Annotated in this window: 3 protein-coding genes; all 3 read left to right on the top strand. The window is 76.2% G+C overall.

What is annotated here, in order from left to right:
- Window positions 1-4,239: type I polyketide synthase (locus C2142_RS17340; protein ID WP_241002636.1), on the top strand; the 4,239-nt coding region annotated here is incomplete at its 5' end.
- Window positions 4,240-4,381: 142 nt separating this feature from the next.
- The gene (locus C2142_RS17335; protein ID WP_148643479.1) at window positions 4,382-9,268 is read left to right on the top strand and encodes a type I polyketide synthase; all 4,887 of its coding nucleotides are present in this window, start codon (window positions 4,382-4,384) and stop codon (window positions 9,266-9,268) included.
- A 43-nt stretch (window positions 9,269-9,311) separates the two neighbouring features.
- Window positions 9,312-15,403: type I polyketide synthase (locus C2142_RS17330; RefSeq protein ID WP_174315708.1), on the top strand; the 6,092-nt coding region annotated here is incomplete at its 3' end.

Below are 15,403 nucleotides of genomic sequence, written 5' to 3'. Positions count from 1 at the left end.
CTCCTCGCCTCGTTCGGGATCTCCGGCACCAACGCCCACGTGATCCTGGAGGAGGCCCCGGCGGCGGAGGACGTTGTCGAGGAGCCGGGTGCGGGCTGGCCGTCGGGTGTGCCGGTGCCGTGGGTGGTGTCGGGCCGGACGGAGGCCGCGCTGCGGGAACAGGCCGGACGGCTGCGGGAGTTCGCGGCCGGCACCGACGAGTCGCCGCTCGACCTCGGCTTCTCGCTGGCCTCCTCGCGTGCCGTCCTCGACCGGCGGGCCGTCGTCCTCGGCGGCAACCGGACCGAGCTGATGGTGGGGCTGGAGAAGCTCGCCGCGCGTGACGGCGCCGAGGTCGGCGCCGGGCGCTCCGAGGGCAGGACGGCGTTCCTGTTCACCGGGCAGGGCAGCCAGCGGGTGGGGATGGGCGCCGGGCTGGCGTCGGCGTTCCCGGTGTTCGCGTCCGCGCTGGACGAGGTGTGCGCGCTGCTGGACGCCGAGTTGGGTGTCTCGCTGCGCGGGGTGATCGCGGGCGATGGCGGGTCGCTGGATGACACGGTGTACACGCAGTCGGCGTTGTTCGCCGTCGAGGTGGCGCTGTTCCGTCTGGTGGAGTCGCTGGGTGTGCGGGCCGACTTCCTGGCCGGGCACTCGGTCGGTGAGATCGCGGCCGCGCACGTGGCCGGGGTGCTGTCGCTGGCCGACGCGTGCAAGCTGGTGGCGGCGCGGGGCCGGTTGATGCAGGCGCTGCCGGCCGGTGGTGTGATGGTCGCCGTCCGGGCGTCCGAGGCCGATGTGCTGCCGCTGCTGAAGGGCCATGAGGCCGAGGCGGGCGTCGCGGCGGTCAACGGGCCTTCCTCGGTGGTGATTTCGGGCGCCGAGAAGGCGGTCGGCGAGGTGGTCGCGCAGCTCACGGAGCGCGGCATCGCCTCCGTGCAGCTGACCGTCTCGCACGCGTTCCACTCGCCGCTGATGGAGCCGATGCTGGACGAGTTCCGCGCGGTCGTCACCGGCCTGGAGTTCGCCGAGCCCAAGCTGGCGGTCGTCTCCAACGTGACCGGCCGCATCGCCGCCGGCGAGGACCTGCGCGACCCCGAGTACTGGGTGCGCCACGTCCGCCAGGCCGTGCGCTTCGCCGACGGCATCCGTTCCCTTGAGGAAGCCGGGGCCACCCGGTTCCTGGAGCTGGGCCCGGACGGCGTGCTGACCGGCATGGCCCAGGCCTGCCTGGCCGAGCCCGACGACGCCCTGCTCGTGCCCGCCCTGCGCAAGGGCCGTGACGAGGTCCCGGTCCTGCTGGCCGCCCTGGCGGGCGTGTTCGAGGCCGGTGCGGACGTCGACTGGACGGCGCTGTTCGACGGCACCGGCGCCCGCCGCACCGACCTGCCGACCTACGCCTTCCAGCACGAGCGCTTCTGGCTCGACGCCGGCCCCGCGAACGCCGGGGACGCGGCGGCCCACGGCCTGGCGGCGACCGCGCACCCGCTGCTCAGCGCCGTGGTCGAACTCCCGGACTCCGACGGCGTGGTGCTCACCGGCCGGCTCGGCCTGGACAGCCACCCCTGGCTGGCCGACCACGCGGTGTTCGGCACCGTCCTGCTGCCCGGCTCGGCCTTCGTGGAGATGGCCCTGCGGGGTGCCCAGGAGGTCGGCCGCGGGGTGGTCGAGGAGCTGACGATCGGCGCGCCGCTGGTGATCCCGGAGCGCGGCGGGATGCGGGTGCGGGTGGTCATCGGCGGGTCGGACGAGGCCGGCAAGCACACGCTGTCGGTGTACTCGCAGTCCGAGGACGCCGGGCCCGACTCCGCGTGGACCCGGCACGCCGAGGGCATCGTCGGGGACGAGGTCGAGGAGGGCGAGCTCTACGACCTGACGGCCTGGCCGCCGGAGGGCGCCGAGGAGGTGCCCGTCGAGGGCGCCTACGAGGGCCTGGTCGGCCGGGGCTACGGCTACGGACCGGTGTTCCAGGGCCTGCGGCGCGCCTGGATGCGCAACGGCCGGGAGGTCTTCGCCGAGATCACGCTGCCGCGCCAGTCCCGTGCGGACGGCGAGGTGTTCGGACTCCACCCGGCGCTGCTGGACGCCTCGTTCCACGCCTCGCTGTTCATCGAGCCGGGCGGCCCGAGCGTGCCCCGGCTGCCGTTCTCCTGGCACGGCATCCGGCTGTTCGCCCCCGGGGTCACCACGATCCGGGTGCGCTGCGACTCCAACGGCCCGGACACCGCCCAGGTCGACATCGCCGACGCGACCGGTGCCCCGATCGCCGCGGTGCACCACCTGCTCGCGCCGCCGATCTCGGACGAGCAGCTGCGCGTCGCCCAGGCCGAGAACGTGGAGAACCTCTTCCGGCTGGGCTGGCAGTCGGCCGTGTTCGGCACCCCCGCCACCGGCGCCGCGCAGCGCTGGGCGGTCGCCGGCCAGGTCGGCGACGCCTGGGCGGCGGTGGCCGGGCGGGCCGCCACCGGCTACCCGTCGGTGGCCGCGCTGGCCGCCGCCGTCGGGGACGGCGCGCCCGTCCCGGACGTGGTGCTGCTGCCCTGCCTGCCCGACCCGGCCGCCGAGGCCGGGGACGTGCCGGCCGAGCTGCGGGCCGTGGCCGGGCGGGTCCTGGCCGAGGTGCAGGCCTGGCTGGCCGAGGAGCGGTTCGCCTCCTCCCGCCTGGTCGTGGTGACCTCGGGCGCGGTGAGCGCGGGCGACACCGCGGTGGACGTGGTGACCGGGCCGGTCTGGGGCCTGGTCCGGTCGGTCCAGGCGGAGAGCCCGGACCGGCTGACGCTGATCGACTGGGACGGCCGGCGCGGCACGCTGGCCGCGCTGCGGTCCGCCGTCGAGTCGGGCGAGCCCGAGGCGGCCGTGCGGGCCGGGGCGGTCCTGCTGCCGCGACTCGGACGCACCCCGGTGCCGGCCGAGGACGCCGGGACCGGCATCTTCGGGCCCGACGGCACGGTGCTGGTCACCGGCGGCACCGGCGGGCTCGGCGCCCTGGTGGCCCGTCACCTCGTGGAGCGGCACGGGGTGCGGCACCTGCTGCTGCTCAGCCGCCGCGGCGCCGCGGCTCCCGGCGCCGAGGAGCTGCGGGCGGCGCTGGCCGAGGCCGGCGCCGAGACCGTCGCCATCGAGGCCTGCGACGTCTCGGACCGGGACGCCCTGGCGGCGGTGCTCGCCGCGGCCCCGGCCGGCCGGCCGCCGCTCAGCGGGGTCGTCCACACCGCGGGCATCGCGGACAACGGGACGATCGGCACCCAGACCCCCGAGCGGTTCGACGGGGTGCTGCGGCCGAAGGCCGACGCCGCGTGGCACCTGCACGAGCTGACCCGGGACCTCGGGCTGAGCGCGTTCGTCCTGTTCTCCTCCTCGGCCGGGCTGCTGGTCGGCGGCGGGCAGGCCAACTACGCCACGGCGAACGTCTTCCTGGACGCGCTCGCCGAGCACCGGCGGGCGGCCGGACTGCCCGCCGTGTCGCTGGCCTGGGGGCTGTGGGCGTCCACGGACGGCATGGCCGGCCAGATGGGCGACGCCGACCTCCAGCGGATGAACCGGCTGGGCATGCCGCCCCTGGAGACCGAGGACGCGCTGCGCCTGTTCGACGCGGCGATCGCCTCCGGCGACCCGGTCCTGGTCCCGATCCGGCTGGACTTCGCGACCCTCGCCAACCGGACCGACGACCTGCCCACCGCCCTGCGCGGCATGGGCCGGGCCCCGACGCGCCGCCGCAACCGGCGGGCCGCCGCGGCGGTGGCCGCCCCCGACCGGGGCTTCGCCGCACGGCTGGCCGAGCTCTCCGAGGCCGACCGGGCCCGCCAGATCTCGGCGCTGGTGCGCGAGCACGTCGCCGGGGTGCTGGGCCACGCGTCCGCCGACTCGGTGGACCCGGACCGGGCGTTCAAGGACATGGGCTTCGACTCGCTGGCCGCGGTCGAGCTGCGGAACCTGCTGAACAAGGCCACCGGCCTGCGGCTGCCGACCACCCTGGTGTTCGACTTCCCCACGCCGGCCACCCTGGTCCAGCACCTGGGCGCCGCGCTGGCCCCGGCCGACGCCGCCCCCAAGTCGCTGGACGCGCAGCTCGAACTGCTGGAGGTCGCGCTGGCGCAGGCCGGTCCGGACGAGGACCATGCCGCCGTCACCGCCCGGCTCAAGGGCCTGCTGCGCCGGTGGACGGAGCAGCAGCCCGACGGGGACGGCACGGCCCAGCGGTTCGACGAGGCCACCGACGACGAGCTGTTCGACTTCCTCGACAACGAGCTCGGCATCGGCTGACCGGCTCCACCTCCCCTCCGGGCGTCCCCGGCCGCCACCCGGCGGCCGGGGACCCGGTCCGCCGCCCGCACGCCGGGACCCGGCCCGGGCCCCGGCCCTCCCGTTCGCCCCTCCCGACCCCTCCCAGAAGGCTGAGACAGCGATGGCGCACGACGACAAGCTCCGCGAGTACCTCAGGCGGGCGACGGCAGACCTCCAGGAGACCCGTCGCCGGCTGCGGGAGGCGGAGGACGCCCGGCACGAACCCATAGCGATCATCGGCATGAGCGGCCGCTACCCCGGCGGGGTGACCACCCCCGAGGACCTCTGGCAGCTGGTGTCCGACGGCGCCGACGTGGTGTCCGACTTCCCCGCCGACCGCGGCTGGAACACCGAAGCGGTGTACGACCCGGAGCCGGGCAAGCCGGGCCGGACGTACGTCCGCCGCGGCGGCTTCCTGCACGACGCGGCCGAGTTCGACGCCGGCTTCTTCGGGCTCAGCCCGCGCGAGGCGCCGGAGGCCGACCCGCAGCAGCGGCTGCTGCTGGAGGTGTCCTGGGAGGCGCTCGAACGGGCCGGCATCGACCCGCAGACGCTGCGCGGCAGCCGGACGGGCGTCTTCGCCGGGCTGATGCACCACGACTACCCGCGCAGCACCACGGCGGGCAGCATCGTCTCCGGCATCGTCTCCTACACCTTCGGGCTGGAGGGGCCCGCCGTCACCACGGACACCGCCTGCTCGTCCTCGCTGGTGGCGCTGCACCTGGCCTGCCAGTCGCTGCGCGCCGGGGACTCCTCGCTCGCCCTCGCCGGCGGCGTCTGCGTGATGGCGACCCCGCAGCTGTTCATCGAGTTCAGCCGGCAGCGGGCGCTCTCCCCGGACGGCCGCTGCCGGTCCTTCGCCGCCGACGCCGACGGCGCGGGCTGGTCGGAGGGCGCGGGGATGCTCGTCCTGGAGCGGCTCTCGGACGCGCGCCGCAACGGCCACCCCGTCCTCGCGGTGGTGCGCGGCTCCGCGGTGAACCAGGACGGCGCCAGCAACGGCCTGATGGCGCCCAACGGGCCCGCGCAGCAGCGGGTGATCCGGGCCGCGCTGAAGAACGCCGGGCTGGTCGCCGCCGACGTGGACGCGGTGGAGGCGCACGGCACCGGCACGACGCTGGGCGACCCGATCGAGGCGCAGGCGCTGCTCGCCACCTACGGCCAGGACCGGCCGCAGGACCGGCCGCTCTGGCTCGGCTCGATCAAGTCCAACATGGGGCACCCGCAGGCCGCGGCCGGTGTCGCGGGCGTGATGAAGATGGTCCTCGCGCTCCAGCACGAGACCCTGCCGCGGACCATCCACGCCGGGGAGCCGACCCCGCACGTCGACTGGTCGGCCGGCCGGGTGCAGCTGCTGAACGACGAGGTGCCGTGGCCGAGGGGCGAGCGGCCCCGGCGGTTCGGCATCTCCTCCTTCGGGATCAGCGGGACCAACGCGCACGCCATCATCGAGGAGTCCCTCCCCGACGCCGAGGACGCCGCCGACGAGCCGCGGCCCGCCCCCGCGCCGTACCTGGCCTGGCCGGTCTCCGCCCGGGGCGAGGACGCGCTGCGGGCCCAGGCCGCGCGGCTGCACGCCGACCTGCTCGACCGCGCCGGCCTGGACGCCGCCGACATCGCGTACTCCCTGGCCACCACCCGCTCGCTGTTCGAGAACCGGGCCGTGGCCGCGGGTGCGGACCGCGGTGAACTCCTCGCCGCGCTGGAGCGGATCGCCACCGGCGAGGACGCGGGCGGCGCGGTGCGCGGCGGCGGCCGGACGGCCTTCCTCTTCACCGGCCAGGGGGCCCAGCGCCCCGGCATGGGCCGCGAGGCGTACGAGGCCTTCCCCGTCTTCGCGGAGGCCTTCGACGCGGTCTGCGCCGAGCTGGACACCCGGCTGCCCAGACCCCTGCGCGAGGTGGTGTTCGCCCCCGAGGGCTCGCCCGAGGCCGCGCTGCTCGACCGCACGGTCTTCACCCAGGCGGCGCTCTTCGCGACCGAGGTCGCCCTCTACCGGCTGGTCGAGTCCTTCGGGGTCCGCCCCGACGTGCTCATCGGCCACTCGGTGGGCGAGATCGCCGCGGCCCACGTCGCCGGGGTGCTCTCGGCGGCCGACGCGGCGGCCCTGGTCGCCGCCCGCGGCCGGCTGATGGAGGCCCTGCCCGAGGGCGGCGCGATGACCGCCGTCCAGGCCGCCGAGCAGGACGTGCTGCCGCTGCTGGAGGGCCGCGCGGACCGGCTCGGCATCGCGGCGGTCAACGGGCCGTCCGCCGTCGTCCTCTCCGGCGACGAGGACGCCGTCGCCGAGGTCGCCGGCCTGCTGGCCGACCGCGGCGCCCGCACCCGTCGGCTGCGGGTCAGCCACGCCTTCCACTCCCCGCGGATGGACGGCATGCTGGCCGACTTCGCCGGGGTGCTGTCCGGGCTGACCTTCCACGAGCCCGCCGTGCCCGTCGTCTCCAACGTGACCGGCGCGCTCGCCGAGGGCGAGGACCTGCGCACCCCCGACTACTGGCTGCGCCACGTCCGCGGCACCGTCCGCTTCCACGACGGGCTGCGCGCGCTGGCCGCCCTGGGCGTCTCCACCTGCCTGGAGATCGGCCCCGGCGCCACCCTCACCGCGATGGCGGGCGAGACCCTCGACGAGGACGTCCTCACCGTCCCGCTGCTGCGCGCCGGGACCCCCGAGCCGCGCGCCCTGACCGCCGCGCTCACCGCCCTGCACCTGCGCGGCGTCGACGTGGACTGGGCCGCGCCGCTCGCCGGCACCGGGCGGCGCCGGGTCGGCCTGCCCACCTACCCGTTCCAGCGCCGGCGGTACTGGGCCGAGCCCGAGGACGGCGCCGACGGCGCCCGCCCGGGCCCGGGAGCGGGCGACGGCGCCTTCTGGTCCGCCGTCGAGCACCGGGACCTCGACCACCTCGCCACCGTTCTCGACGCGGACGGCGACAGCCGCTCCTCCCTGGAGACGCTGCTCCCGCTGCTCGCCGACTGGCGCACCCGCAGCGTCGAGCACGCCACCGTCGAGGGCTGGCGCTACCGGATCGGCTGGCGGCCCCACACCGGCGCCGCCGGTGGTGCGCTCACCGGCGGCTGGCTGCTCGTCCTGCCCGCCGAGGGCGTGGACGAGGAGTGGGCCGGGGCCGTCGCGCGGACCCTTGAGGCGCGTGGCGCCCGGCTCCTGACGCTGCGCGTCGCCGGGGCCGGCGCCGACCGGGCGGCGCTGACCGCGCAGCTCACCGCGGCACTCGCCGGTGCGGCGCCGCTGAACGGCGTGGTGTCGCTGCTCGGCCAGGACGCGGAGCCGGACGCCGGCGCCCCCGCCGCCCCGCGCGGCCTCACCACCACCGTGGCGCTCGTCCAGGCCCTCGCCGACCTGGACACGGCCGCGCCGGTGTGGAGCGTGACGCGCGGCGCCGTCGCCGCGGGCCGCTCCGAACAGCTGCCGAACCCCGGACAGGCCCTGGTCTGGGGCCTCGGCCGGGTCGTCGCCCTGGAGAACCCCGGCCTCTGGGGCGGTCTGGTCGACCTCCCCGCCACCGGGGCCCCCGACGCCGCGCTGCTGGCCCGCCTCGCCGACGTCCTCGCCGACCCGGCGGGCGAGGACCAGCTCGCGGTACGGGCCTCCGGCACCTTCGTCCGCCGCCTGGAGCGGGCCACCGCCGACACCAGCCCGCCGCGCGTCGCCTGGCGGCCCACCGGCACGGTGCTCGTGACCGGCGGCACCGGCGCCGTCGGCGCGCACGTCGCCCGCTGGCTGGCCCGGGCCGGTGCCGAGCACCTGCTGCTCACCAGCCGGCGCGGCATCGAGGCCCCCGGCGCCGCCGAGCTCGCCCAGGAGCTCACCCGCCTGGGCGCCCGCGTCACGGTGGCCGCCTGCGACGCCGCCGACCGCGACTCCCTCGCCGTGCTGCTGAAGGAGCTGCCCGCCGACGTCCCGCTGACCGCCGTCATGCACGCGGCCGGCGTGCTCGACGACGGGACGGTCGGCTCGCTCACCCCGGAGCGGATCGCCGGGGTGCTGCGGCCCAAGATCGAGGCCGCCCGCAACCTGCACGACCTCACGCGGGACCTCGAACTGACCGCCTTCGTGTCGTTCTCCTCGATCGCCGGCCTGCTCGGCGGCGCCGGCCAGGCCTCGTACGCCGCGGCCAACGCCTACCTCGACGCGCTGGCGGAGCACCGCAGGGCGCAGGGCCTGCCGGCGGCCTCCGTGGCCTGGGGCCCGTGGGGCGGCGGCGGCATGGCCACCCAGGAAGAGATCCAGGAGCGTGCCTGGTGGCGCGGCCTGACCGAGCTGGACCCGGAGCTCGCCGTGAACGCCCTGCACGAGGTGCTGGAGCGCGGCGAGGCCGTCATCGGCGTGGTCGACGCCGACTGGGCGGAACTGGCACCCGCCTTCACCGCCGGCCGGCCCAGCCCGCTGATCGGCGCACTGCCCGAGGTGAAGGCCGCGACAGCCGGTCCGGCGGGCGGCCCGGCGGCGGGCGGCCCGGCCGACGCCTCCGCGCTGGCCCGCGAGCTGGGCGCGCTCACCGGCGGCGAGCAGCGCAGCACCATCCTCGGGCTGGTCCGCGGCCAGGTGGCCACGGTGCTCGGCCACGACGGCCCCGACGCCGTCCAGCCGGGCCGCGCCTTCAAGGACATGGGATTCGACTCGCTGACCGCCGTCGAGTTCCGCAACCGGATGAACGCGGCCACCGGGCTGAAGCTCCCGGCGACGCTGCTCTTCGACTACGCCAACCCCACCACCCTGGCCGAGCACCTGCACGGCGAGCTGGCACCGGCGGGCAGCGGCGGCGCGGCCGGCGTCGCGGCGGAACTCGACCGGCTGGAGGCCGTGGTGGCGTCCCTCGCCCCGGAGGAGATCGAGCGGACGCAGGTCCTCTCCCGCCTCCAGGCCCTGGTGGCCCGCGTGAACGAGGCCCAGGGCACCCGGGGGGCCGGCACGGTCGCCGACCAGCTGGAGGACGCCTCGGCCGACGAACTCTTCGACTTCATCGACAAAGAACTCGGGATCGCGTGACCAGGTTCCTGGACTCTTTCTCAACAGAATTGGTGAGGCCCTGATGGGGAACGAAAAGAAGCTGCTCGACTACCTCAAGCGGACGACCGCCGACCTCGCCCAGACGCGGGAGCGGCTGCGCGACATCGAGGCGGAGCCGATCGCGATCGTGGGGATGGCCTGCCGCTTCCCGGGTGACACGCGTTCCCCGGAAGACCTCTGGGACCTGGTCCTCAACGAGACGGACGCCATCGGCGGGTTCCCCCAGGACCGTGGCTGGGACGTCGGCGGCATGTACGACGCGGACGCCGAGCAGGCGGCCAGCGGTTACACCCGGAGCGGCGGGTTCCTGCACGGTGCCGCCCGGTTCGACGCCGAGTTCTTCGGCATCAGCCCGCGTGAGGCCATTGCCATGGACCCGCAGCAGCGGCTGCTGCTGGAGGCGTCCTGGGAGGCGTTCGAGCGGGCCGGGATCTCGCCGGACTCCCTCAAGGGCGGCCCGGTCGGTGTCTACGTCGGGACCAACGGCCAGTCCTACTTCGGCATGAAGCTGCCGGAGGAGTCGGCGGCCTACATGACCACCGGGACCAACGGCGCGGTGCTGTCCGGCCGGGTCTCCTACGCGTTCGGCTTCGAGGGGCCGGCGGTGTCGGTGGACACCGCGTGCTCGTCCTCGTTGGTCGCCCTGCACCTGGCCGTGCAGGCGCTGCGCCGGGGCGAGTGCTCGATCGCCCTGGCCGGCGGTGTCACCGTGATGGCGACGCCCGACCCGTTCATCGCCTTCGGCAAGGCGCGCGGGCTGGCGGCCGACGGCCGCTGCAAGGCGTTCGCCGACGCCGCCGACGGCACCGGCTGGAGCGAGGGCGCCGGCGTCCTGCTGGTGGAGCGGCTCTCGGCCGCCCGCCGCAACGGCCACCCCGTCCTCGCGGTGGTCCGCGGCTCGGCGGTGAACCAGGACGGTGCGAGTAACGGCATCACCGCGCCGAACGGTCCGTCGCAGCAGCGGGTGATCCGGGCGGCGCTGGCCAACGCGGGCCTGTCCACGGCGGACGTGGACGTGGTGGAGGCGCACGGCACGGGCACCACGCTGGGCGACCCGATCGAGGCGCAGGCGCTGCTCGCCACCTACGGCCAGGGCCGTACCGCCGAACACCCGCTCCGGCTGGGCTCGGTGAAGTCGAACCTGGGCCACACCCAGGCCGCCGCCGGCGTCGCCGGGATCATCAAGATGGTGCAGGCGCTGCAGCACGAGGTGCTGCCGAAGACCCTGCACGTCGACACCCCGTCCACGCACGTCGACTGGTCGGCCGGGCACGTGGAGCTGCTGCTGGCCCGCACTCCCTGGGAGCGCGGCGAGCGGCCGCGCCGGGCGGGTGTCTCCTCCTTCGGCCTGAGCGGCACCAACGCGCACGTGATCCTGGAGGAGGCCCCGGCGGCGGAGGACGTTGTCGAGGAGCCGGGTGCGGGCTGGCCGTCGGGTGTGCCGGTGCCGTGGGTGGTGTCGGGCCGGACGGAGGCCGCGCTGCGGGCGCAGGCGGACCGTCTGCGGGAGTTCGCGGCGGCCGGTTCGGCGTCGGTGCTGGACACCGGGTTCTCGCTGGCGTCCTCGCGGGCGGTGTTCGACCGCCGGGCGGTGGTGCTGGGTTCGGGCCTGGAGGAGCTGACGGCCGCCCTGGAGGGTGTGCGGGCCGGGCGCCGGCTGGAGGGCAAGACGGCGTTCCTGTTCACCGGGCAGGGCAGCCAGCGGGTGGGGATGGGCGCCGGGCTGGCGTCGGCGTTCCCGGTGTTCGCGTCCGCGTTGGACGAGGTGTGTGCGCTGCTGGACGCCGAGTTGGGTGTTTCGCTGCGCGGGGTGATCGCGGGCGACGGCGGGTCGCTGGATGACACGGTGTACACGCAGTCGGCGTTGTTCGCCGTCGAGGTGGCGCTGTTCCGTCTGGTGGAGTCGCTGGGTGTGCGGGCCGACTTCCTGGCCGGGCACTCGGTCGGTGAGATCGCGGCCGCGCACGTGGCCGGGGTGCTGTCGCTGGCCGACGCCTGCAAGTTGGTGGCCGCGCGTGGCCGGCTGATGCAGGCGCTGCCGGCCGGCGGCGTGATGGTCGCCGTCCGCTCCTCCGAGGCCGATGTGCTGCCGCTGCTGAAGGGCCATGAGGCCGAGGCGGGCATCGCGGCGGTCAACGGGCCTTCCTCGGTGGTGATTTCGGGCGCCGAGAAGGCGGTCCGCAAGATCGTGGAGAAGCTGGAGGCGGCGGGCACCGGCGTCAAGCAGCTGACGGTGTCGCACGCGTTCCACTCGCCGCTGATGGAGCCGATGCTGGAGGAGTTCCGCGCGGTCGTCACCGGTCTGGAGTTCGCCGAGCCCAAGGTCGCCGTGGTCTCCAACGTCACCGGCCGGATCGCCGCCGGCGAGGAGCTGTGCGACCCGGAGTACTGGGTGCGCCACGTCCGCCAGGCCGTGCGCTTCGCCGACGGCGCCCGCTCCCTCGAAGAGGCGGGCGTGACCCGCTTCCTGGAGCTGGGCCCGGACGGGGTGCTCACCGGCATGGCCCAGGCCTGCCTGGCCGAGGCCGACGACGCCCTGCTCGTCCCCGCCCTGCGCAAGGGCCGCGACGAGGCCCCGGCCCTGCTGGCCGCCCTCGCCGCCGTGTTCGAGGCGGGTGCGGACGTCGACTGGACGGCGCTGTTCACCGGCACCGGCGCCCACCGCGTCGACCTGCCGACCTACGCCTTCCAGCACGAGCACTACTGGCTCAGCGCCACGCAGGACACGGGCGACGTGTCGGCGTTCGGGCTCGTCGCCACCGAGCACCCGCTGCTCGGTGCGGCCGTCGAACTGCCCGACTCCGGCGGCACCGTGCTGAGCGGCCGGCTCTCCCTCGACACCCACGGCTGGCTGGCCGACCACGTGGTGTCCGGCTCCGTCGTGGTCCCGGGCACGGCACTGATCGAGATGGTGCTCCGTGCGGGCCGGCAGGCCGGCTGCGACCGGGTGGAGGAACTGGTCCTCGAAGCGCCGCTGGTGCTCGCGGAGCGCGGCGCCGTCCAGGTGCTCGTCCTGCTCGCAGCGGCGGGCGACGGCGGCGTCCGGAACGTGCGGATCTACTCGCGCGACGCCGACGCCGACACCGAGACGGCCTGGACCGGCCACGCCACCGGCGTCCTCGCCCCGGGCCGGGGCGCCGCCGCCTTCGACTTCGCGGCGTGGCCGCCCAAGGGCGCCGAGCCGGTCGCGATCGACTCCGTCTACGACGACTTCGTCGCCGGCGGCCTGGCCTACGGGCCGTTGTTCCGGGGGCTGACGGCCGCCTGGAGCCGCGACGGCGAGGTGTTCGCCGAGGTCGTCCTCCCGGACGGCGCGCAGGCCGACGCCGACCTGTTCGCCCTCCACCCGGCCGCCTTCGACGCGGCCCTGCACGCGGTGAGCGTCTCCGACGCGGTCTCGGAGGGCGGCCTGCCGTTCGCCTGGTCCGATGTCGAGGTCTTCGCGACCGGTGCGACGCACCTGCGGGTCCGGGTCCGGCGGGTGCCGGGCCGGGACGCGGCGGCCCTGGACCTCGCGGACGCCACCGGCAGCCCCGTCGCCTCGGTCGGTTCGCTCGCCGTCCGGCCGGTCTCGGCCGCGCAGATCAAGGCCGCGGCGGCCGCGCACCACGACTCGCTCTTCCGGGTCTCCTGGACGCCCGTCACGGGCGGCGCCGCCCAGGGCACCTGGGCGGTGTCCGGGGCGGACACCGCCCACTGGGCCGGGCGCCTCGGCGTCGTCCCGGTGCCGGACGGCGGGCCGGCCGACCAGGTACTGTTCCCGGCCGGCTGGACCGTCACATCCGACGAGGACCCGGTGAGCGCCGTGCACGCCGAGACGGAGCGGGTGCTCACCGCCGTCCAGGGCAGGCTCGCCGAGGCCGGGGCGGAGGGGTCGCGGCTGGTCGTGGTGGTCCCCGGGGCCGGTGCGTCCAACGGTGTCCTCCCGCTGGTCGGGGCCGCCGTCAGCGGGATGATCCGCTCGGCCCAGGCGGAGAACCCGGGCCGGATCGTCCTCGTCGAGCTCGACGAGGACCCGGCGTCGGCCCGTGCCCTGCCGGCCGCGGTGGCCGCCGGGGAGGACCGCCTGGCGATCCGCGGCGGCGAGGTCACCACCGCCCGGCTCGCCCGCGCCGCCGTCCCCGCGGCCTCCGCCGGGGAGTCCGCCGAGGGCTCCGCCGGGACGGCCGGGCAGGGCTGGGACACGGCGGGCACCGTGCTGCTCACGGGGGCGACCGGCGGGCTCGGCGCCCTCCTCGCCCGCCACCTCGTCACCGAGCACGGCGTCCGGCACCTGCTGCTGGTCAGCCGGCGCGGCGCCGCCGCCCCCGGGGCGGAGGAGCTGCGCGCGTCCCTGACCAGGGCCGGCGCCGAGAGCGTCACCGTCGAGGCCTGCGACGTCGCCGACCGGGACGCCCTGGCGGCGCTGCTCGCCGCCGTCCCGGCCGACCGGCCGCTGCGCGCGGTCGTGCACGCGGCCGGTTTCCTGGACGACGCCACCATCGCGTCGCTGACCCCCGAGCGGCTGCATGCCGTGCTCCGCCCCAAGGTCGACGCCGCCTGGCACCTCCACGAGCTGACCGCCGGACTCGGCCTGACGGCGTTCGTCCTCTTCTCCTCGGCCGCCGGTGTCCTCGGCGTCCCCGGCCAGGGCAACTACGCGGCGGCCAACGCCTTCCTGGACGCGCTCGCCGAGCGGCGTGCCGCGGCCGGTCTGCCCGCCACCTCGCTCGCCTGGGGACCCTGGGCCGAGGGCGGCGGCATGGTCGGCACCCTGAGCGAGGCCGACCGCGCCCGCATGGCGCGCGGCGGCATCGTGCCGCTCGGCGCGGAGGAGGGCCTCGCGCTCTTCGACGCCGCCCGCGCGACCGGCGAGCCCGCGCTCGCCCCGATCCGGATCGACACGGCGGCCCTGCGCGCCCAGGGCGAGGACCTCGACGCGCTGTTCCGCGGCGTCGTCCCGGTGGCCCGGCGTACGGCCGCGCGCGGTGGGCCGGCGGGCGGCGCCGACTCGCTGGCCGGCCGGCTCGCCGGGCTCGACCGGGAGGAGCGCGAGCGCCTGCTGCTGCAGGTCGTCCGGGCCCAGGTCGCGGGCGTGCTCGGCCACAGCTCGCCGGACGCGATCGAACCCGAGCGCGCCTTCAGCGAGTTGGGCTTCGACTCGCTCTCCGCCGTCGAGCTGCGCAACGGGCTCAACACCGCCACCGGCCTCCGGCTCCCGGCGACCCTGGTGTTCGACTACCCGTCGTCCTCGGCGCTCGCGGGGCACCTCTACGAGTCGCTGGTCGGCTCGGCCGACGACGCCGCGGACCGGCGGTCCGCCGTCGCGACCGCCGCCTCGTCCGACGACCCGATCGTCATCGTCGGCATGTCCGCCCGCTACCCCGGCGGCGTCACCACGCCCGACGAGCTCTGGGACCTGGTCGTGGAGGGCCGGGAGGCGGTCTCCGAGTTCCCCGAGGACCGGGGCTGGGACACCGGGCGCCTGCACGACCCGACGCGGGAACGCCCCGACACCACCTACGTCAACCAGGGCGGGTTCCTGCACGACGCGGCGGAGTTCGACGCGGCCTTCTTCCGGGTCAGCCCGAACGAGGCGCTGGCCCTCGACCCGCAGCAGCGGCTGCTGCTGGAGGCGTCCTGGGAGGCGATCGAGCGGGCGGGCATCGACCCGGCCTCGCTCAAGGGCAGCCGGACGGGCGTCTTCACCGGCGTGATGTACCACGACTACCCGACCAGCCACGCGATGGGCAGTGCGGTCTCCGGCCGGGTCTCCTACACCTTCGGCCTGGAGGGCCCGGCGGTGTCGGTCGACACCGCGTGCTCGTCCTCGCTGGTCGCGCTGCACTGGGCGATCCAGGCCCTCCAGCGGAACGAGTGCGAACTCGCCCTGGTCGGCGGCGTGGCGGTGATGGCGACCCCCGAGGTGTTCGTGGAGTTCAGCCGCCAGCGGGGCCTGGCCCCGGACGGCCGGATCAAGGCCTTCTCGGAGGAGGCCGACGGCACGGCCTGGGGCGAGGGCGCCGGCGTGCTCCTGGTGGAGCGGCTGTCGGACGCGCGCCGGCTCGGGCACGAGGTGCTGGCCGTGGTCCGCGGTTCGGCGATCAACCAGGACGGTGCGAGCAATCACCGCGC

The sequence above is a fragment of the Streptomyces sp. CB01881 genome (assembly GCF_002953255.1).
GTDB lineage: Bacteria > Actinomycetota > Actinomycetes > Streptomycetales > Streptomycetaceae > Kitasatospora.
The sequence above is the reverse complement of the archived record's forward strand: the minus strand, read 5'-3'. Positions and strand labels throughout refer to the sequence as shown.